18 protein-coding genes are annotated in these 21,105 nt (G+C 58.0%); 6 read left to right on the top strand and 12 right to left on the bottom strand.

Annotated elements, in window-relative coordinates; all coding sequences use genetic code 11:
• The first annotated feature begins 14 nt into the window (after positions 1-14).
• Positions 15-1,325 (top strand): exopolysaccharide biosynthesis polyprenyl glycosylphosphotransferase, encoded by a 1,311-nt coding sequence (locus CB0205_RS0103340; RefSeq protein WP_010314317.1) that lies wholly within the window; start codon positions 15-17, stop codon positions 1,323-1,325.
• Here the strand turns inward: CB0205_RS0103340 and CB0205_RS15235 are convergent.
• The 3 genes from CB0205_RS15235 to hisS all read right to left on the bottom strand — a co-directional run bounded on the left by CB0205_RS15235 (position 1,322) and on the right by hisS (position 4,388).
• Positions 1,322-2,227 (bottom strand): glycosyltransferase family 1 protein, encoded by a 906-nt coding sequence (locus CB0205_RS15235; protein ID WP_083797892.1) that lies wholly within the window; start codon positions 2,225-2,227, stop codon positions 1,322-1,324. The two genes, CB0205_RS0103340 and CB0205_RS15235, sit on opposite strands and share 4 nt — an antisense overlap.
• 139 nt (positions 2,228-2,366) lie before the next feature.
• Positions 2,367-3,128 carry a glycosyltransferase family 2 protein gene (locus tag CB0205_RS0103330; protein ID WP_010314314.1) on the bottom strand — a complete coding sequence of 254 codons (762 nt, stop codon included), beginning with the start codon at positions 3,126-3,128 and terminating at the stop codon, positions 2,367-2,369.
• A gap of 3 nt (positions 3,129-3,131) precedes the next feature.
• On the bottom strand, positions 3,132-4,388 hold the full coding sequence (gene hisS, locus CB0205_RS0103325; protein ID WP_010314311.1) for a histidine--tRNA ligase: 1,257 nt from the start codon (positions 4,386-4,388) through the stop codon (positions 3,132-3,134).
• Positions 4,389-4,460: 72 nt separating this feature from the next.
• On the opposite strand from hisS, the gene galE reads away from it, so the two are divergent.
• The 3 genes from galE to CB0205_RS15830 all read left to right on the top strand — a co-directional run bounded on the left by galE (position 4,461) and on the right by CB0205_RS15830 (position 7,943).
• Positions 4,461-5,489, top strand: a complete 1,029-nt coding sequence (gene galE / locus CB0205_RS0103320; RefSeq protein ID WP_010314310.1) for a UDP-glucose 4-epimerase GalE — start codon at positions 4,461-4,463, stop codon at positions 5,487-5,489.
• Between the two features lie 86 nt (positions 5,490-5,575).
• A complete protein-coding gene (locus CB0205_RS0103315) occupies positions 5,576-6,358 on the top strand; it encodes a glycosyltransferase family 2 protein (RefSeq protein WP_232197230.1) in 783 nt (260 codons plus the stop codon).
• 391 nt (positions 6,359-6,749) lie between these two features.
• Positions 6,750-7,943: a hypothetical protein gene (locus CB0205_RS15830; protein WP_156797784.1), complete on the top strand. Its 1,194-nt coding sequence runs from the start codon at positions 6,750-6,752 to the stop codon at positions 7,941-7,943.
• A gap of 3 nt (positions 7,944-7,946) precedes the next feature.
• On the opposite strand, the gene CB0205_RS0103310 is transcribed toward CB0205_RS15830, so the two are convergent.
• From CB0205_RS0103310 to CB0205_RS0103275, 6 genes are all read right to left on the bottom strand, one after another.
• Positions 7,947-9,179 (bottom strand): tRNA nucleotidyltransferase, encoded by a 1,233-nt coding sequence (locus CB0205_RS0103310; protein WP_010314305.1) that lies wholly within the window; start codon positions 9,177-9,179, stop codon positions 7,947-7,949.
• Between the two features lie 12 nt (positions 9,180-9,191).
• A complete protein-coding gene (locus tag CB0205_RS0103305) occupies positions 9,192-11,570 on the bottom strand; it encodes a UvrD-helicase domain-containing protein (protein WP_010314303.1) in 2,379 nt (792 codons plus the stop codon).
• Positions 11,567-13,390 carry an ABC transporter ATP-binding protein gene (locus tag CB0205_RS14195; RefSeq protein WP_010314301.1) on the bottom strand — a complete coding sequence of 608 codons (1,824 nt, stop codon included), beginning with the start codon at positions 13,388-13,390 and terminating at the stop codon, positions 11,567-11,569. Before CB0205_RS14195 ends, CB0205_RS0103305 begins: the two co-directional genes overlap by 4 nt.
• Positions 13,391-13,419: 29 nt before the next feature.
• The gene (locus CB0205_RS14190; protein ID WP_050778421.1) at positions 13,420-14,457 is read right to left on the bottom strand and encodes a glycosyltransferase; all 1,038 of its coding nucleotides are present in this window, start codon (positions 14,455-14,457) and stop codon (positions 13,420-13,422) included.
• Between the two features lie 2 nt (positions 14,458-14,459).
• Positions 14,460-15,173, bottom strand: a complete 714-nt coding sequence (locus CB0205_RS0103280) for a heme oxygenase (biliverdin-producing) (protein ID WP_010314296.1) — start codon at positions 15,171-15,173, stop codon at positions 14,460-14,462.
• Positions 15,174-15,264: 91 nt separating this feature from the next.
• Positions 15,265-15,708, bottom strand: a complete 444-nt coding sequence (locus CB0205_RS0103275; protein WP_010314294.1) for a hypothetical protein — start codon at positions 15,706-15,708, stop codon at positions 15,265-15,267.
• A gap of 68 nt (positions 15,709-15,776) precedes the next feature.
• On the opposite strand from CB0205_RS0103275, the gene CB0205_RS0103270 reads away from it, so the two are divergent.
• Complete coding sequence (locus tag CB0205_RS0103270; RefSeq protein WP_010314291.1) at positions 15,777-17,201, top strand: NADP-dependent isocitrate dehydrogenase; 1,425 nt, start codon at positions 15,777-15,779, stop codon at positions 17,199-17,201.
• Between the two features lie 55 nt (positions 17,202-17,256).
• Here the strand turns inward: CB0205_RS0103270 and CB0205_RS16260 are convergent, their stop codons facing one another.
• From CB0205_RS16260 to CB0205_RS0103255, 3 genes are read right to left on the bottom strand one after another with little or no spacing between them, the layout of a single operon-like run.
• On the bottom strand, positions 17,257-17,418 hold the full coding sequence (locus tag CB0205_RS16260; protein ID WP_010314289.1) for a DUF5989 family protein: 162 nt from the start codon (positions 17,416-17,418) through the stop codon (positions 17,257-17,259).
• A gap of 7 nt (positions 17,419-17,425) precedes the next feature.
• On the bottom strand, positions 17,426-17,830 hold the full coding sequence (locus CB0205_RS0103260; protein ID WP_029626086.1) for an SxtJ family membrane protein: 405 nt from the start codon (positions 17,828-17,830) through the stop codon (positions 17,426-17,428).
• A gap of 2 nt (positions 17,831-17,832) precedes the next feature.
• Positions 17,833-19,668 carry a carbamoyltransferase gene (locus CB0205_RS0103255; protein ID WP_010314284.1) on the bottom strand — a complete coding sequence of 612 codons (1,836 nt, stop codon included), beginning with the start codon at positions 19,666-19,668 and terminating at the stop codon, positions 17,833-17,835.
• A 77-nt stretch (positions 19,669-19,745) separates the two neighbouring features.
• Here CB0205_RS0103255 and CB0205_RS0103250 point away from each other — a divergent pair, with 77 nt between their 5' ends.
• Entirely contained in the window at positions 19,746-21,083 is a 1,338-nt protein-coding gene (locus CB0205_RS0103250) for a (Fe-S)-binding protein (RefSeq protein WP_050778417.1), read from the top strand.
• Positions 21,084-21,105 lie beyond the last annotated feature (22 nt).

The following is a 21,105-nucleotide window of genomic DNA, read 5'->3' as shown; positions in this document are numbered from 1 at the left end:
AACGCATTTTATGGATGGGTCTGGCGACCTTCGATGTTGTGGCCGTCTGCGGCAGCTACAACCTTGTTTACTGGTTTCACTTCCAGTCTCTACCCGGAATCAGCGGGTCGGTGGCGGCTCTGACCTGCCTGTGGATCGCCAGCTCCTACCTCCTCGGTCGCTACTCCCAGCGCTATCGCCCCAACAATCGCTGGCGGATCGCCCTCAGCACTGCCGTGGTTTGTTTGCTCCTGGCACTCACCGCTGCGGCCCTGAACTGGGGCGCTGAAATTCAAGACCCTCGAACACTGCCTCGCTTTGCCTTGCCCACGGCCCTAATCGCAGCCGGAGCCTCCTCTTTGGTCCAAAGCAGGGTGCACCAGCGTCAGGAGCGCCCCGAACATTGGGTGCTCATTGGAAGTGACACCGAACTCGCGGTGGTTGAAGCCGAACACAAGCTGGAGGCAGGTCGCAGCTCCCTGCAGCTCACCTTGCTAGGCAGTGCAGGGGTAGAAGATCACCTGCCGGCTTTAGCTCAGGCCGATCTCGCCGGGATAGCCATTGGTGAGCGGGCCCAACTCAGCGAACGCGCTCTCGAGCAACTCCTTGCCCTGCGAGGGCAAGGCCGCCAAGTCATCAGCCTGGTGAATTGGTCTGAGCAGCTCCTCCAACGCGTCCCGCCTGAGCTGTTCACGAGTTACTGGCTCGCTCAAGCAGAAGGATTTGAACTGCAACCAGAGCGACTCGGATGGCGACTGAAGCGACTGGGAGACCTCGTTGTGGCTGTGGCACTGTTGCTGACCACAGCCCCGCTGATCGCGATTGCAGCTGTGTTGATCAAGCTGGAAGATGGCGGAGCGATTCTCTTCAGCCAAGTCCGAACAGGGATCTACGGCCAACCCTTTCGGATCAGAAAGCTGCGCAGCATGCGCTCCGATGCCGAACGACACGGTGCCCGTTGGGCGAGCCATTCCGATCCACGAGTCACACGAATCGGACATTGGCTTCGAAAACTAAGGATCGATGAATTACCGCAACTCCTCAATGTGATCAACGGCGACATGAGCCTGATTGGACCCAGGCCAGAACGTCCAGAATTTGAACAGGATCTCGAAACGCAAATTCCCCACTACCGCATTCGCCACTGGATCAGACCAGGCCTGAGCGGTTGGGCCCAGGTCTGTCATCCCTACGGTGCCAGCGTGGCCGACAGCCGCAGCAAGCTCAGCTACGACCTCTATTACTTACGCAACTTCAGCCTGCCACTGGATTTCCTCATTCTCCTGAAGACGATTCAATTGGTCAGCCGCGGAGCAGGTTCGCAGCCCAACAAAACAGCGAACTAAAGCAGATTCAGGCACGCTTCCAACTCCGTCCGCGTGGCCACCGCCGTCTTCACCCAAGAGTAAGAACGCGCCCGCTGCAAACCCCGCAGACGCAATTCCGAACGGACTTGGGGTTGCTCCAGGAGCTGGAGGAGGCCATCTTGAATGGCCAGGGAACTCAAAGGATCAACAAGCAGAGCAGCATCAGCGGCTACTTCCTGGGTCCCCGAGCCGTAGCTCGTGAGCACTGGAGTGCCGCAAGCCATCGCTTCCAGAACAGGCAAACCAAACCCCTCCCACAAGCTGGGATACAGAAAAGCTAGAGCTCCCTGATATAAGCCAGCCAAGTCTTCCGGTGCGACATAGGGACGCCACTCAATCTGAGCATCGAGCCCAAGCTGATGCACCAAAGCTTGCAACTTTGGAGTTTCACTAGAGTGAGGCTTACCAGCCAGAACAAGCTTGATCTCCGGATACCGAGGCGCCAACGCAGCAAAGGCTTCAATCAGGCGGCGAATATTTTTGTGGGGGTAGGCCTGACCGATGTACAAAAGATACGGGCGTTGATCACCAGGCAATCTGGCTTCAGCCAACTGAAAGCGCTGGTCGTCATAGCCCAAAGGAATCACGCGGATCTTGTCCATCGGCACACCGGTGCAGCGTTCAATTTCAAGCGCGGTAAAAACCGAATTCGTGAATATCCGTACACTGCTACGCAATAAAGGAGGAACCCAGGATCTGAAATAAGCACTTTGCAAGGAGCGCTCAGGGTGACTGATGGTCCTCAAGTCATGCACCATCACCACCTGGGGAATGCCTTGACGACCGAGGTAGCCCTCCGGAGCTGGCGTGAAAATCAAACGAGCTCCTGTCTTCCGCGCAAGCCTCGGCAACTGAAATTGACTCCAAGCAAGACGCTTCAAGCGTTCACGGGCGCTGCCCTGTTCCCCCCCGGCACCAGTACATGGGGCAATTTCTGGAGTTCAGGAAGCACTGCATTGGCATAAACGCCAATTCCTGTGGGCTGCCGCAACACCGGCCGGTAATTGAGCAGCAGAGTCATCAGGCCAAGCCGATCAAACGACGGCGCGCAAATTTGAGCCAATTGAGGGCCCAACAAGCTGCGCTCACCACAGGACTGAGATAACGACGCTGGGCTCGGAAGGTTTCCAGGTACACCTGGGCAATGCGGGTATGACTCACACCCGCCTGAACCACCTTAAGGATTGAATCACTGCTGTGGACCGTGCGCAGATCCGCGGGCAGCCGCAGAAACCACTCGTAGTCACCACAGATTCGAAAGCTGGGGTCAAAAGCACCCGCCACCTCAAACAACTCGCGGCGTACGAGCATGCCGGGGTGGGCAATGTTCATGGACTGGCGCATACGCTTCCACTGCCAGCCAAAACCCCAATGGCGAAGCAAACGTCCGTCAGGAGCGTGGTAAGCGTTGCGGGCGGTAATTAAATCCGCCTCCATCACGGTCAATGCCGCAATCCGCTCCAAGCGTGTGGGGTCAAGAAACACATCATCGGCGCCAATAAAGCTCAAATAGCGGCCACTGGAGAGCTGCACTCCTCGATTCCAGGCGTCATAAATTCCCTGATCAGGCTGACTGCTCCAGAGCAGACGCTGGGGTCCATCTGCGAGGCTCCGCTGAAAAGCCGCCACCAACTCCGCCGTTCCATCCGTTGAGGCGTTGTCGAGCAGCACGCACTCCCAATCGGTCCAGCTCTGAGACAACAAGCTGGTCAAAAACTGATCAAGCTGGGCCGCGCAGTTCCAGGTGGCAACAAGAATCGATATGCGGGGCGAGCTGTTCATGTCCTATCGGGTCCGAAGGACCTGCTGAATCGCACCGAGATCCTTCAGCGGCAGCTCCAGCTCTTCCGCCACCTCCCGCAGGGGCTTCAGACGCACCACGCCTCGCTCCAGTTCGCCATCGCCAAGGACGGCAGCCCAGCGGGAGCCACTTCGATCAGCACGCTTGAATTGCTTTGCGAAGGCGGCTCCGCTGGGATCCCGCTCAACCCGCATGCCCGCGAGCCGCAGGGACCTCGTCAGAAGCAGGGCTGCGGACTCGGCGGACTGACCGCGGCTGACCACATACAGATCGGGCGGCGTTGATGCGTCCTGCTGACCTAGCAGCATCACAAGCCGTTCCATCCCCAAGGCCCAGCCGATCGCTGGGGTCACAGGCCCACCCAGTTGCTCCACCAAGCCGTCGTAACGGCCACCACCACAAACCGTGGCCTGAGCGCCGAGTTGGGTGGAGGTGATCTCAAAGGCGGTGTGGCTGTAGTAGTCCAGCCCCCGCACGAGCCGAGGATTCAACGTGTAAGGAATCGCCAGTGCATCAAGCCCGGCCCTCACCTGCTCAAAGCGGTCACGGCTCTCCTCTGCCAGAGCATCCGCCAGGGTTGGCGCGTTCACCAGCACCGCCTGGGTATCCGTATTTTTCGAGTCGAGGATGCGAAGCGGATTGCGCTCCAACCGATCCTGCGAATCGGGATCAAGGTGATCACGGTGCTGCTGCAGGTATGCCACCAGCTGCTCGCGATAGCGCACACGATCCTCACTGCTGCCGAGGGTGTTGAGCTCCAGAGCCAAGCCTTGAATGCCCAGGGAAGTCAGTAGATCCCAGGCCACTGCAATCGCTTCCACATCGGAGCGCGCATCCGCAAAACCCAGACACTCCAGGCCGATCTGATGAAACTGCCGCTGCCGGCCGGCCTGGGGTCGCTCATAGCGGAACATCGGGCCGGCATACCAAAGCCGTTGAGGACCCTGGCTCAACAAACCGTGCTGAATGGCAGCGCGCACCACAGAGGCCGTGCCCTCCGGTCTCAAAGTGCAACTGCGGTCGCCCCGATCGAGGAAGGTGTACATCTCCTTTCCCACCACATCGGTGGCCTCACCGATCCCCCTGGCAAAGAGCTCGGTGACCTCGAGCACAGGGGTGCGGATCTCCTGCACACAGGCCCTGCGGAACTGCTCGCGGGCCTCGTTCTCCACCCGCTGCCACAGCGCGGTCTGGGCAGGCAGCAAATCCACCATGCCCCGCAGGCTTTGCAGCTTCTCCACGGAAGGCCCAACACTGAGGCCAGTCTGCAGTGGCACCCTTAACCTCAGTTGACCCCAACCTCTGGTTGCGCGTTGGCCAAGCTTCTAATCACAGGCGGTGCAGGCTTCATCGGCAGCCACACCTGCCTGGTGTTGCTGGAAGCAGGGCACTCCCTAGTGGTGCTCGACAACTTCGACAACAGCTCGCCAGAAAGTCTCAGGCGGGTCCAGGAGTTGGCCGGTCCCGCTGCTGCCGACGCCTTAAAGGTGATCAAGGGCGATGTGCGCTCCAGCAGTGATCTGGAGAGGGCTTTAGCGGGTGGGTGTGATGCCGTCGTGCATTTCGCTGGCCTCAAAGCCGTGGGCGAATCGGTGGCCAAGCCTCTTCTGTACTGGGATGTGAATGTGAGTGGTTCGCGGGAATTACTTGCTGCAATGCGAGCCTGCGGCTGCCGCACGATCGTCTTCAGCAGCAGCGCCACCCTCTATGGACTTCCAGAGGTGGTTCCGATCTGCGAGACCGCTCCCATAAAACCGATCAATCCCTATGGGCAGACCAAGGCCGCCGTGGAGCAGATGCTGGCAGACATCGCCACCAGTGAGGCTGGCTGGCGAATCGCTTGTCTGCGCTATTTCAACCCCGTCGGAGCCCATCCCAGCGGACGTCTTGGAGAAGACCCCAATGGCATCCCCAACAATCTCTTCCCCTTTGTGAGTCAGGTAGCGGTGGGCCGCAGAAGCCGGCTGTCGGTCTTCGGCGGCGACTGGCCGACCCCCGATGGCAGCGGCGTTCGGGATTACATCCACGTCATGGATCTCGCCGAAGGGCACCGAGCAGCGGTGGATGTCTTACTGGCGGAAGATCCGCAGCTGCTCACCTTGAATTTGGGCAGTGGCCAAGGCCACTCCGTGCTGGAAGTGGTGGCCGCCTTTGAAGCAGCATCAGGTCAGGCGGTGCCCTACGAGGTCGTGGCCCGTAGGCCCGGAGATGCAGCATCCAGCGTGGCCGACCCCTCGCTGGCGGCGCAGCGGCTGCGCTGGCGCACCCAAAGGGGCCTCAGCGAGATGTGCCGCGATGGCTGGGCCTGGCAAAGCGCCAACCCCCAAGGCTACGCCTCGTGATCCAGGCACTACGGCTACTGCGGGAATACAGCAGCTGCCTGAGCTCCACCCGGCTGAGAAAGCCGCACCAACTTCTGGTGCTGGCCATGTTCAAAAACGAGAGCCACGTCCTCGCTGAGTGGGTGGAGCACTATCTCGCTGAAGGGGCCACTGCGATCCACCTGATCAACAACAACAGCACTGATGACTTCTTGAGCCCGCTCCAGGACTTCATCGCCTCTGGCGTGGTGATCCTCCACCACGACAACCGCCAACACTGCCAGCGGCAGATCTACAACGAGCATCTGCAGCACCTGCGTAGCCAGTGCCGCTGGCTGCTGGTCTGCGATCTGGATGAATTCATTTACGCGCGACGCTCAGGACTGCGCATGAGCGATCTGCTCAGGGCCCAACCCATGGACGTGAGCTGCATCCACCTGCCCTGGAAGATGTTTGGCTCATCGGGCCTCCAGAGCCAACCCAAGAGTATTCGCTCCGGATTTATCTCCAGGGCCAACGCCGACGCACCCCATCCCTGCAAAACTGCCGAAGGAAGCATTCCTGGCAAAACCATTGCCCGCGCCTCGCGCATCCGCAGCCTGGATGTTCACACCTGCAACCTGAGCTGGGGCCGGCGCATCCTGCCCAATGGCGAACCCGCTGAGCACGGCAGCTTTCAGAGCATCAGCGAGGCTGCCCTGGCCTCCCATCCGCTACACCTTAACCACTACGCCATCCAATCTCTGGACGTATTTACTCGCGTGAAAATGACTCGCGGCGATGTCAATAGTTCAGACTATGCACACGCAAGAGATATGAATTATTTCAGAAGCTATGACACAAATGAAGAACTTGACGCCGAGCTTGCTCAAAAGCCAATCCGATGCTGATACAGGGCAAGATTCAATACAGGAGCCTAGGCAGAAGCATTCTGCTTGGCGGTCTTCTAATTTTAACAAGCTTAGCTCTCCTTGGCCAAACTCCCAATTTCTGGAGCGGCATTTGGGACAATGAAAAATTACTGGCCTTCGACCATGTGCGACTCATCGAACAAGGTGCCGGAATTACAAACATCAATCTAGCAAGAATTCCCAGCATATTTCCTGATTACACACTGCATGGCTAAGTCAAATTGCAGGAAGCGACATTAGAACCCAATACTTGTTCTATATAGTTGTACAGACATGTCTACAGCTCAGCCTTAGCTCCTGGATACTACGAATCATCACCCAGGCAAGCTGGCTTCAGTGCCTAGCAGTCGTTGGAGGCCTGAGCTATTTGATGGGGCTCGCGAGTCCAGCATGGGCAGCCAATCACTCCTTAGCCGCACTTCCTCTTAATCACGGCGGAAATCTAGTCATGGTCCTGACTTTGACAGGTTTCTGCCTACAACTAGGAAGGTCACCAAAAGCCCAGCCTTACGCCTCGCTTCTTGGAATCACATTCTTTTTGGCAACACTTAGCAACAGAATATTGATCCTCCAGGTTGCCATTCCAGCCTTTTTACTTTTTGCTTTCAAGAGAGGAAGAGACCGTACGCTATACACAAACATTGCGCTCAATGTGGCAATCTCTACGTTTGCCGGCTTGGCACTGTCAAAGATTGCAATCAAAACAGGATGCACTCCGCCAATGACATGGCAGCAGCCAGATTTAGCAATACATCTCGCAAGCCTTTTTGCACTCCAATCAAATCAGGTTGGTATTGGCTTCCCAATTCTATTTAACATTGCAATATGTACTTATTGGTGCTGGCAATCTAGGGATCAGGCAGTTCAATCGTATGGTTTCCTAGCGGCAACAGGGGCAGCCCTAGTTATCTTGGTCTATCCGCTTATCTTTTCCAATCAAGGACTTGGCGATAGCGTACTACGGTATCTATTCGGGATAATCTTTACAGCACCAATTACCATAGGAATCCTTGGGGTTCGATCCCTGAAGAAATCTTCTGCTTTTTACACCATTGCATTGTGGGCATGTGCCACACTACTGGCTATCAACATGATCAGCCAGACGGAGGTCTTTGCTTCTACAAGTCGATTCGCACGGTCAATCCTTGATTGGGAAAATCCATACAGCAAGTTCATCGAGAAGAACCTATCCGAAGGTGACGCTGTACTAACAAACTATGAGTCTGGAGACGACCAAGAACTATCGGCAAGAAGCCTTAACGCAGGATCAAACTGGAGAAGACATGCGTCACAAATTGCCAACGGCGACGCAAATCCCTGGGACCAAGGAAAATCCGAGTTTTACATGAACCAAGCTACAAAAGAGCTCAGAAATTATAACTCCCTGCTCATCCGACCTCAGGATCAGAAGACAGCAGAAACATGGTATGGAGTTCCAGAGAAAAAGGTTTTTGACAAGAATCTAAATGTCGAACTTTGGATCTATGGTGAAGTTGGACGTCAAAGGATTTCCAACAGAGTAAAGGCTGGTCTTCGCGGTCCTTTTGAGGTCGAGTGCTCGTAGTGACTACTCGAATTCATCCAGATATGAAAATCTGAAAAACTTGATGCGGTCGCCAAGTTTTGGTCCAGGACTCAGCTGTTCAGACAACATCAAGCTCTGTGCACTCACTGGCGATCGCACATGTCTCCAACGGAATAACCATCGAATCAATGGCCGGCGTTGCCCAATACCAGCGGCCAAGGCCAAGGCCACCGATTCTGGGCTCACTCCTGGTGCCTCAAGACACTCACACCACGCGGAGGGAGCCTGCACTGCAGGCTGGCTTTGCAGGCGCTGATCGAGGTCGAGCATTTGAGCGATCAGCTTGTGCTGGCGATGAGGCAGTTGCAGCCGCTCAGCCAGAGCCAAGGGATCGCTCGCACCCGCCAACAGAGCCGGCAACAACGGAACCTGCAGGCGCTGAGCCCAGTGCAACCGGCGCTGCAGATGGCGGTCAGCCTGCAACTGTGAATCCAGCACGGCCAGGGCACCCCAGCGTTGCAACGCTGCCAAAGCCATCGGCCAGGGCTCACGGCTCAGCAACAGCTCTAGCTCCATCCGCAGACGCGTACCCAAAGCCGGTGGGGCCTGACCCGGATCGTCCCCAACACGCCATCGCCAAGGCCAGGAAGCCAAGGTGGTGCGGACCTGATCGAAGGCATCGGGGGCCAAATCAAAACCCAAGCGAGCGGCATAACGAGCAGCCCGCACCAGGCGGGTTGGGTCATCGCTAACGCTGTTGGGGTGCAGGAAACGCAGCTGACGGGCACTCAGGTCCTGCTGGCCACGGTGGGGATCCAGCAACTGCCCACGCTCTAGCGTCAGGGCCATGGAATTCACCGTGAAATCACGGCGAGCCAAATCCTCATCAAGCAGACCAGGGCTCACGAGAGGGTTTTCTCCAGGCTGGGGGTATCGCTCACTCCGCGCTGAGGCGATATCCAGCAACCAAGTCCCCCCCTGACCTTCGGGAAGATCCAGCTCCAGCTCAAGGGTGCCAAAGGAACCGTGCTCCTGAATCTGCAGGGGGATCGGTTGAGCGAACACCATCCGCAACGCTTCAGGGAAACGCTCCACCAAGTCGGCAGCACGGCCCTCCACCACCAGATCAAGATCGGGGAGTCCGCGCCAGGGATCTTCGTGGTGGCGATGCAGCAGCAAATCCCGAACAACGCCCCCCACCAGGGCGCAGCGCTGACCAGCGGCAGCGGCAGTCAATGCCTCCAGAAGCGGCTTGGGGACGTCAGGGATCTCCATCGCCCGGCGACCTCAGAGGGGCTCGATTGGAGCGAGGCGGGGATCGAGGATTTTGGGCCCCATGCCCTCAAACTTCACCGCCAGGGAGATCTTTTCACCGCTGCCGAAGAGATGGGTGACCTGGCCATCTCCGAAAGAGCTGTGTCGCACACGATCGCCCACGGACCACGTCCGCGCGGGCGCTCGCCGGCGAACGGCGTTGGCGGGCTGTGACGAGGAAGCTGCTGCATCTGGCCGGTCGACGCGGGTGAGCCGATCGAGTCGCTGTTCGCGGCGGATGGCAGCACCACCGCTTCGGGGGATGTCACCTTGAACCAAGGCCTCCGGTAGTTCCGAGAGGAAGACCGACGGGACAGCCGGCTCGCGCATGCCGCCCCAGAGACGTCGCTCGCTGGCATGGGATAGGAAGAGGCGCTCTTTTGCCCGCGTGATCCCCACGTAGCAGAGGCGCCTCTCTTCCTCCATGGCGGCTGGATCTTCCAGAGATCGATAGCTGGGGAAGAGCCCCTGCTCCATTCCCACCAAAAAGACCACCGGGAATTCCAGACCCTTGCTGGCGTGCAGGGTCATCAAAGTGACCCGATCCTGGTCGGTGTCCTTGCTGTCGGCATCGCTCGCCAAAGCGGCCGAAGCCAGGAAATCCTCGAGGGAACCCTCTTCGTTTTCCTCTTGGTACTGGAGTGCGGCATTGACCAGTTCGTTGAGGTTGCGGCGCCGGTCCTCCGCCTCATCAGTCCCCGCAGCGATCAGCTCAGCGACATAACCGCTTTTCTCCATTGCCAGCTGAACCAATTCAGAAGGAGCCGCCTCTTGAGATCGATCTTTCAGGTTGTTGATCAACTCACAGAATTGAAGCAATCCCTTCGCCGAACGACCGCCGAGGGAGCGCACGGCCTCCGGATCGCTGACGACATCCCAAAGCGGAATGCCCAGTTGATTGGCCGCATCCGTCAGCCGTTCAATCGTGGTCTTACCGATACCGCGCTTCGGTGTATTGAGGACCCGCAACAAACTCACTGTGTCGGCAGGATTCACCAACAATTTGAGATACGCGAGCATGTCTTTGATCTCGCGCCGGTCATAGAAACGCAAGCCGCCGACAACCACATAGGGAATACCCCAGCGCACCAGTGATTCCTCCATGGCACGGGATTGAGCATTGGTTCGATACAGCACAGCCATATCTCCCCAGCTCAAGTCGGGATGGGCCGCATCCATCATTCGCATGCGGTGAACCACCGCTTCGGCTTCAGCAATCTCGTCATCACAACGGGTCAACGTCAGCAGTTCACCTTGACCACGCGTCGGCCTTAAGACCTTGTCGATCCGCTCGCTGTTGTTCGCAATCAGGACATTGGCCGCTTCGAGAATGGTGGCTGTGGAGCGATAGTTCTCCTCCAACTTGACCATGGTCTGTGTGGCCTCGTCCGGGGCACCATCGCCAAAGTCATCCTGAAAACCCATCAGGATGGTGAAGTCCGCAGCGCGGAAGCTGTAGATGCTCTGGTCGGCATCGCCGACGACGAACACCGAGCGACCGGCCCAGTCGTCAAAGGATTCCGGATCGCGTCCATCCGTGACCAGAAGCTTGATCAGGTCGTACTGGGTGCGGTTGGTGTCCTGATATTCATCAACCAGTACGTGCCGAAAGCGGCGATGCCAATAATTGCGGACTTGGTCGTTCTGACGCAGCAATTGCACGGGCAGCAACAGCAGGTCGTCGAAATCCAGGGCGTTGTTCGCAGCCAAGGCACGGCGATAGCGCCGATAGGTTTCAGCCATCAACTTGCCCCGCTGACCGCCAGCATCTGCTTCGAGCTGCTCAGGCATCCAGCCTTGGTTCTTGGCGTTGCTGATGGCCCAGCGAACCTTCTTGGGCTCAAAGCGTTTGGGGTCGAGCCCCAGCTCCTGGGTGACGATCTCTTTGACCAGGCTCTGGGTATCCCCTTCGTCGTAGATCGAGAACTGGCGAGTCCAAGTAAGCCCCTCTGGATCGCGGAACTTGTCGATGTCAAAGCGCAGCAAGCGAGCAAAAAGAGCGTGGAACGTACCGATCCAGAGGTCCTTAATCACCTCGCGATAGATCCGCGATCGCAACTGCCGCTGATCGACAGCCGCCAAGGTGCTCCAGGGCTGCCCAAATTGGCTCTGGGCCAGCTTCTGGGCGAGAAGCAGCTCGAGCCGCTCCTTCATCTCGCGCGCGGCCTTATTGGTGAAGGTGACCGCCAGCAGCTCAGCCGGATCAACACCGTGCTGCCCAATCATGTGGGCAATGCGGTGGGTCAAGGCACGGGTCTTGCCGCTGCCTGCGCCAGCTACCACCAGCAATGGACCTTCATGGTGATCCACTGCCTTGCGCTGGGCGTCATTGAGACCGGACAGAAAGCTCATGACGCCGCTTGCTGCTGTTCCAGCATCGCCAATTCACGGAAGCTGTCTGAGCGTTCCTTCAGTTCGGCATAACTCCCGTAGGCCTTGATGCTGCCGTTCTGGAACTCGTAAATCCGATCACAACGCTGGACCGTGCTGAGTCTGTGGGCAATCACAACCGTGGTGCAGCGGCGGCCGATGACCTCCAGGGCTTCGATCACCTCGGACTCCGTGCGGTTGTCCAGGGCGCTCGTCGCCTCATCAAGCACCAAGAAACTGGCCTGGCGGTAGAAGGCACGCGCCAAAGCGAGGCGTTGTCGTTGGCCGCCAGAAAGACGCAATCCGTTCTCACCGATCTGGGTATGCAAGCCATAGGGCAACTCGGCCACAAACTCCTCAAGCTGCGCCGCTTCCAGGGCTTCCCAGACGCGGTCGGATTTCACCTGCTCGACCGCCTCACCAAAGGCGACGTTCTCCAGGACGCTGCCATTCAGAAGATTGATGGACTGGGGCACTTGCGCACAGTTGGCCTGCCACGCAGGAATATCGAGCCCTTCTACAGGAATTCCATCAAGGTCCAAGGCACCGCGACTGGGATGGAGCAAACCCAGAAGGATATTGGCCGTTGTGGTTTTGCCACTTCCGGTACTACCGACCAGGGCAATCCTTGAGCCCACTGGGATGGAGAGATTGACCCCCTTCAGCACCCAGTCGTCGGAGTGGGGGTAGCGGTACCAGACATCGTCAAGGCGAATCGTGTTGCGCGGGAAGACCCCTGCCGCCGAGGGAACTCCTGGAGTGCGCTGGGTTGGTCTGTCCGCCGGCAAATCAAGCAATGCCAAAGCCCCATCTAGCAGTGGCAATCCACCCCGCAATTGGGTCAGCGATCGAAATGCATCCTGCAGGGGCGGCGTGAGGCGCAGAGCTGCAACAGCGATGGTGGCAAGGAAGGGAAGAATCGAGCGAACTTCGTTGGGATTGCCACTCATGAGAGCAGGCATGGCCCCTACGGCAAAAATCATCGTGATGCCAAAGGGCTCAATCAGGCCGCGTGGCAAATCAGGCAACCACTCGGTCAACCAGGCATAACGGCGAGCTCGCTCACCAGAGACCCTGAACTGCCGTTCAAAGTAGGGCTCAGAACCGCTTAACTGGATATCACGAATCGACCCCAATGATTCAAATAAAATGCTGGCTGATTCAGCCTCCTGCCTCAACTTCTGACGAAATCCATGCCTTAATCTTGGAGTCACAACCCCAGAAATCACGCTGTAGGCCAAAACAAGACTGACCACCAACACCACGGCAAGCCAACGCCCAACAAACAAGATCCCGATGGACAGCAAAACAATGGAGACCGACGCACTCAAGATCTGAAGAATTGGAGTGACCACATTCATGGCAACTCGATTGAGATTATTGAGCAGCTGAGAACTCAGATCGGCCGTACTTTTCCCCAGGTGATATTCATAGGGCTGCTGAAGAAGCCGTGCATGAATTTCGTCGGAGATATCTCGCCAAACCCCTGCAGAAAGCCTCTGCTGAAAGAACTTAAGTGAAATCTTTGAGAGAGAAGCAGCCCAGGCCAGCAGGATGAAGACCAGGATCATCCAGACGCTCTGGTTGACACTGTCCCCACCAAAGACATGGATGCCTGGAAGCCGATCCTCCAGATCGGAATCCACCAAGGAGCCTGTCAGGCGAGCGATGACCGCCACCGATGCCAGATCGATCACGCCCGGCACCACCGACAGCGGCACCAACATCCACAACGCCGACCGCCGCCGCCGCGGCAGGTGATTCAGCAGGTGGCGTAGCTGATCGAGGGTTCGGCTGCGCATAGCCTCAAACTATGGCTCCAAGCCAGGCGCTATGGCCGCAAACGGCCAGCCAGCGAACCGATTGGCCTGAGTTTCGACTTCAGCCGGAGTCTCCACAGAGGAGGGGCTTTTAGGGCAGGCTCACCAGCCAAGATCCGGTCCCAGTGCTGGTTGACCGCAACCAAGGCCTGACGCCAATGCTCCAGCAGAGACGCTTCGCTGGAGGCATCCAAGAGGTCATTGAGCGTCTCGAGCTTGGGCCTCCAATCCGCGGGCTGCGCCACCGCAGCACTGATGGCCTCGAGATCGGCCGCCAAGGTCCCCGCGCCCAGCTGATGGCCCATCCGGCCAGGCTCCAAGCTGTCGGCCAAGGCATGGTTCAAGCTGCTGAACACCACGCAGCCGCAAGCCAAGGCCTCCAAGGGGGGCAGTCCGAATCCCTCCGTGACACCGCGACCACGCCAGTAATCCGCCGAGTCATACAGCACCACCTTGGCGCTGTTGAACAAATCCACCAGGTCCTCAACCCATCCGGATTGCACCTCAACCCGAAGGCCCTTGGCCTTTAGGGCAGGGACCAACTGCTTCAGGACATAGGCACTGGTCTTACGCTGCTGCACCAGAACATCAATGCTGCGCTCTCCATCGCCGCACCGCTTTCCCCGTTGCAGCCACTCGGGACTCAGGGCGTTGGGCACCAGACAAAGCGGATTACGTGGAGCCAGGTCACCCCAATAACCGAGGGTGTTGCGGCTCACCGCCAACACAGGTACAGCAGGCGGGAGGGGAAAGCCATAGCCGCTGCTGTGGGCGTGATAAGCGCAGGCGCGTCCGCGCAACTGCCGCAGCAACCAGGGGACATCAAAGCCCCAGCTCACAATCCAAAGGGCGACCCCCGCTCCACCAGGGAGAGGCTCGGCACGGAGCAAGTCAGCAAGGTATGGCCTGCCTTCTTCACGCTGGCGGTAGGTCACCAGCTCGACGGGCCCCAACCCCGCTAGCAGGCGGGCAGTTTGGAGCTCAACGAGCAACCCCCCACAGCGAAAGCGACCGGTGGTTCCGGGGACTAAGAAGCGAAGGGGGCGCAAGCTCAAGCAGCGACCGTCTCGGTGCTGCCGGTGCGCTGGCGACGGGTCAGGAAACCAAAGAGCACCTTGCCAATGGCAGCAACGAGGTTGCCCTCGAGTTCCTTGAACATGTTCATGTTCAGGTGGAAGGCCTCGTTGGCCTCTTCCACGATCCGATCGGCCATGAGCTGATCGATCGGCAGGGTATCCATGGCCGATCGATAGGTGCCTTTAAAGGCCTTCTCGTCCGAGATGGCATCGAACTCATAGAAGTGGAGACCGTCATCTCCACCCAAGTTCATGGCCTTCTGGGCGATGTTCTTGAGGATCTGGCCACCGGAAAGATCACCGAGATAACGGGTGTAGTGGTGACCGACGAGAAGCTCGGGTGACTCCTGAGCCACCTGGTGAATGCGCTCGACGTAGACACTCGCTGAAGGGGAGGGCTGGATGTTCTGCTTCCAGTCCGCACCGAAGTAATAGACAAGGTCCTTCTCAAGGGCCTCACGGCGGTTCAGTTGCTCAAAGGCAATGGGAGCCAGGACCGGATTGTCTTTCAGCCGGGCGAACTCGTCCTCCATCGCCCCATACACGAAATAGAGGTCGGCCACCAGCTTGCGGTAGCTGGCTTTATCCACAACCCCCTTGAGGAAGCAGCTGACGAAGCCGGTGTTCTCGGCCATGGTGTGGGATTTCTTGGTCCCTTCACGCAACTGGGCAGCAAGAGCGACAGCCATGTCCTTGGATTCGTGGTCGTGCGATGCCGCACGGTCATGAGGATCAAGGTAAGGGGGAGGCTGACGGGGGTGGGCGCAAGGTTGCGAAGGGTTACGCCACGTCAGCGGCGCCTGCTCCCGCCTCAAACAGATCAAAGAGCTCGCCGCAGAACTGCTTGAGCTTGAGGGTCACGGACTCCACGGGCAGATGCGAACCAGAAGGACGCCAGTCGCCAAGGGTGGTGAGCCGCCAGCGCTCGCTCTCGTAGGTCAACCCCCGAATCGTGACGCCCAAAAGCCTGGGTTTGGCCTCACTGACCCCACCCGCCAGGCTGAGCTGCAGCAAAAACGAGCGGCACTGGCTGCGGGGGCTCCAACCGGGCAGATGAAACGACAGATCCAGGGTCTGCTGATCCTCAAAGGCGCGGGTGTGGGGGTCATCGCGCCAGGGACGCAGATTCGGCCGGGCATCAGGGAAATGCTGACGAAACAGCGCGGCCACAGACGCGATCAGCTGAACCAATTCCAGTGATCGAACCTGGTCGCCTGCATTCATGCGTGCCTCCGGCTGCAGAACCCTGCTTGGCCGAAACCTAGGCTCACCTTCAGTGTTCTGCCGCAACCATGGCGACCTTCGAGAAGCTCACCGCCCCCAGCCAAGGAACGGCCATCCGCTTCGAGAACGGTCAACCGGTCGTTCCCAACGACCCGATCATTCCCTTCATCCGCGGCGATGGCACCGGCGTCGACATCTGGCCCGCCACCCAGAAGGTGCTGGACGCGGCCATCGCCAAGGCCTATGGCGGTCAGCGTCGCATCGAGTGGTTCAAGGTCTACGCGGGCGATGAGGCCTGCGACCTCTATGGCACCTACCAGTACCTCCCCGAGGACACCCTGGAGGCGGTCCGCCAGTACGGCGTCGCGATCAAGGGTCCCCTGACCACCCCCGTCGGTGGCGGCATCCGTTCCTTGAACGTCGCCCTGCGCCAGATCTTTGACCTCTATTCCTGCGTACGTCCCTGCCGCTACTACGAAGGGACACCCAGCCCGCACAAACGGCCCCAAGACCTCGATGTGATCGTCTACCGCGAGAACACCGAAGACATCTATATGGGTGTCGAGTGGGAAGCAAACGACCCTGTCGGCCAAGCACTGCGCAAGCACCTCAATGAGGTGGTGATTCCTGCCAACGGCAAGCTCGGCAAACGGCAGATCCCTGAGGGCTCAGGCATCGGAATCAAACCCGTCAGCAAGAACGGCAGCCAACGCCACATCCGCAAGGCGATCCAACACGCCCTGCGCATGGAGGGCAAGAAGCGCCACGTGACCCTGGTGCACAAGGGCAACATCATGAAGTTCACGGAAGGCGCCTTCCGGGACTGGGGCTACGAGCTCGCCACCACCGAATTCCGTGCTGACTGCGTCACGGAGCGAGAGAGCTGGATCCTGGACAACTCCGATCAGAACCCTGGGCTGAGCGTTGAAGCCAACGCCAAGATGATCGACCCGGGCTACGACAGCCTGACTCCCGAGAAGAAGGACGCGATCTGCGCTGAAGTTCAGGGGGTCATCGATGCCATCGGCTCCAGCCATGGAGGCGGCAAGTGGAAGCAGATGGTGATGGTGGACGACCGCATTGCCGACAGCATCTTCCAGCAGATCCAGACCCGCCCAGCCGACTACTCGATCCTGGCCACCCTGAACCTCAACGGTGACTACATCTCCGATGCCGCTGCCGCCGTGGTCGGTGGATTGGGTATGGCTCCAGGCGCCAACATTGGCGACACCGCCGCAATTTTCGAGGCCACCCACGGCACCGCCCCGAAACACGCCGGACTCGATCGCATCAACCCCGGCTCAGTGATCCTGAGCGGCGTAATGATGCTCGAATACATGGGCTGGCAGGAAGCGGCAGATCTGGTCACCCAGGGCATCAGTGCTGCCATTGCCAACCAGGAGGTCACCTATGACCTGGCCCGCCTGATGGAACCACCTGTTGAGCCGGTGAGCTGCAGTGGATTTGCTGAGGCCGTCATCAAGCACTTCTAGAGCCAGACAAACGAAAAGCCCGGTTCATGCACCGGGCTTTTGCTACGACAGCAGCTCAGAAGATGGAGTAAATAAACGGTGCGACAACGGATCCCTGAGTAAAGACAAGAAGCGCACCCATTAAGACCATCGTGATGATCAGAGGAGCAAGCCAGTATTTCTTGCGGACTTTGAGAAAGTCCCAAATATCGTTAAGAAGGTCGAGAAAAGCTTCCATTCAAACCTCAGAAGATGCGGGTTAGATCGACAGTCTTGTGCTTAGACGTCTCGCGATAGGACTCCAGTCCCGTTCGCTTGCGCTTCAAGGGATCGTAACCGGTCAAGCGCATCACATAGGCGATGGGCTGTAGCACGAAGAGGAAAACCACACCAAGAATGAGGTGGCCATTGATCCATCCCAAGATGTGGCCAAGCTTCATCCAGCCCTGGTAAGGCCACTGCAGTAATCGAGGCGCGATTAATCCCAGCACTAGGCTTGGAATACCGATCACAAAGGGCCAAATGGGTGCATGGTGGCCCTTCAGAGAGGGAATCAACCAGCCAAAAATGAGTGGAAAGACGATCCCTAGCAGAATTCCAAACTCACGGAGCTGCTTTTTGGATGCGGGTGACACTGATGAATGAGTCATGATCAATCGAGCTCAAACTCCTGTTTCCAGCTTTCGTCCGCGTCGTCCTGGGGCTGCTCTTCCTTAAACAGCAACTGGTTCTGCAGCACCAAGACATCCATTTCGGTCCGCATAAAGCAGCGGTAGGCATCTTGAGGAGTACAAACGATGGGCTCGCCGCGAACGTTGAACGATGTATTCACAATCGTTGGGCAACCTGTTCTGCGTTGAAAGGCCTTGATCAAGTTGAAGTAGCGGGGATTGGTCCGCTCTGAAACGGTTTGCACACGGGCCGAGTAGTCAACATGGGTGATCGCTGGAAGAGATGAGCGCGGAACCTTGAGCTTGTCAATCCCGAACAACTGCTCCTGCTCAGCCGTCATGGACTGGCAAAGCTCTTTTTTAACCGGAGCAACCAGAAGCATGTAAGGGCTTTGAGCATTGAGCTCAAACTGATTCGCAACCTCTTGCTCGAGAACAGATGGTGCAAAGGGACGAAAGCTCTCGCGATACTTGATCTTCAAGTTCATCACGCTTTGCATCTGCTGATTACGCGGATCACCGATGATCGAACGTGCACCTAAAGCACGGGGACCAAATTCCATTCGACCGTTGAACCAACCCACAACCTTCCCTTGATCCAAAAGCCCCGCCAGCCGATCAAAAAGACGCGGATCCTCCAAGGCTTGGAACGGAGCCTTGATGCTGGTCAGGTACTCACAAATTTCAGAATTAGAGAAATCGGGTCCGAGATACGTTCCTTTCATCGCATCACCACTCACCGGCTGACGCGAATTCTTGAAGTGCTGATGCCAAGCGACCAAAGCAGCTCCGAGGGCTGATCCAGCATCTCCACTGGCTGGCTGAATCCAAATCTGATCAAAGATTCCCTCTCGCAGCAATTTCCCGTTCGCCACACAATTGAGAGCCACACCACCCGACAAGCAGAGCGCTGTCGCACCGGTTTCTTGGCGAAGGGTCCTGGCCAACTTCAGTACCACCTCTTCAGTGACGACCTGAATGGATGCTGCCAGATCCATGTGGAATTGACTGAGCTCTGTCTCGCCTTTGCGCGGTGGGCGACCAAACAACTTATGGAATTTCCGGCCCGTCATCCGGAAACCACGATGGAATTTGAAGTAACTGAGATCGAGGCGGAACGTGCCGTCTGGCTTGATGTCGATGAGGTGCTGCTTAATTTGGTCGACATAACGGGGCTCCCCATAGGGAGCCAGGCCCATCAACTTGTACTCACCTGAATTGACCTTGAAGCCGCAGTAGTAGGTAAAGGCTGAATACAGCAGTCCCAGGGAATGGGGGAAATTAATTTCCCAGAGGGGGCTGAGGCCTGCGCTATCACCCAGCCAAGCCGAGGTAGTCGCCCATTCACCAACCCCGTCCATGCACAGAACGGCCGCTTTCTCGAACGGACTTGGATAAAAAGCAGCACCCGCATGGGAGAGATGGTGCTCACTAAAGAGCAACTCCGGCTGCTTGGCATCAGGCGCACCCAGAGCTGCGACCTGTTTTTTCAGCTCGGTCTTGAGAAACAGTTTTTCTTTTAACCAGACCTGCATCGCCGCCACAAAGGAGCGCCCACCACGTGGGGCCGCACCCAAGTAGGTCTCCAGAAGCCGCTCGAAGGTCAGCAGCGGTTTCTCGTAGTAGACCACCGCGTCGATATCAGCCAAAGCCAGGCCTTGAGAATCCAGGCAATAGCGAGCCGCCGAGGCGGGGAAACGAGCGTCGTGTTTTTTCCGAGAAAAGCGTTCTTCCTGGGCAGCTGCGACCACCTCGCCATCAACCAGTAAGGCTGCAGCGCTGTCGTGGTAGTACGCGGAAATCCCCAGGATGCGCATGGCTTGGCAAAAATCCGCCCACCAAATCCTGTCATGAAGCAGCCAACACAGGAGGCCTGGGCGGCAAAGTACTGACCATGCTCCAGCCCCTAACCAGCGCCACTGACCCTTGTGTGCACTGCGGCTTCTGCCTGCCCACCTGTGCCAGCTACCGGGTACTCGGCAATGAGATGGACTCGCCACGGGGACGGATCCACACACTTAAGGCGATCGACCGCGGAGAGCTGGAGCTTGACGCCACGGTGGCCTCGCATTTCGACACCTGCCTGGGCTGCTTCGCCTGCGTCAGCGCCTGCCCCTCAGGCGTGCGGTACGACCAACTCATTGAAGCCACGCGGCCAAAGCTCAACGCCCCGGAGCTGCGCACTCCCGGAGAGACCGCGTTCCGAAAGCTCCTGTTTGCGCTCCTGCCCTATCCGCGGCGCCTGCGTGCCGCACTGTCACCCTTACGGCGGTATGCCGGCTCACGGCTGCAAGAACTGATTCGCCAATCAGGCCTGAGCCGCCGGTTGGGAACGCAGATCCAGGCGATGGAAGAACTGCTCCCTGCGATGAGCGAAAGCAGTTTCCGGGATGACTGGCCCGTCATCAACCCCGCGATGGGTGATAAGCGAGGAAGGGTGGGTCTTGTGCTGGGCTGCGTGCAGCGCGTCTTTGACCCCGAGGTAAATGCTGCGACCGTGCGGGTGCTGACGGCAAACGGCTTTGAAGTCGTCATTCCCACCCAACAAGGCTGCTGCGGGGCAGCGACCCATCACCAAGGGGAGACGGCACTCACCGAGACCTTTGCCTCAGAACTCATCAACAGCTTTAGGCAGGTCATTGGACCTGGCAAAGAAGCCGGAAGCGAACCGCTCGACGCCGTACTGGTGGCAGCCTCAGGCTGTGGACACACCATGAAGCAGTACGGATCAATCCTCAGCCACCAAACGCATGGACAGACATTTGCGAATAGCGTCTTTGATGTTCATGAATTCCTTGATCAACAAGGACTCAGCGACGCCTTCAAGCAACAACTACAGCCTCTACGCAGCGATCAAACAACAACAATTACCTACCATGACGCATGCCATATGCTGCACGGGCAGCAGATCAAGTCAGCGCCTCGCAGCCTCCTTCAATCGATTCCCAATGTGAAACTGAAGGAAGCAATGGAGGCAGGCGTTTGCTGCGGAAGCGCGGGAATTTATAACCTCGTTCGACCGGATGAAGCGAACGCACTTGGAGCAATCAAAGCGCAAGACCTAGCGACCACCAATCCCGACTGGATTGCCAGTGCCAACATTGGCTGCACGCTACAAATCCGCAAACATCTCAAAGATCAGCGAGGGGCGATTCCCGTTGCTCATCCAATGCAGCTCTTGGACCAAAGCTTCAGAAATCAACCCATGGACCACGTGAAAGAGATTGAGTAGCTACAAGTAGAGACGAACACCT

Source organism: Synechococcus sp. CB0205 (assembly GCF_000179255.1).
In the GTDB taxonomy this organism is placed as follows: domain Bacteria; phylum Cyanobacteriota; class Cyanobacteriia; order PCC-6307; family Cyanobiaceae; genus Vulcanococcus.
The sequence above is the reverse complement of the archived record's forward strand: the minus strand, read 5'-3'. Positions and strand labels throughout refer to the sequence as shown.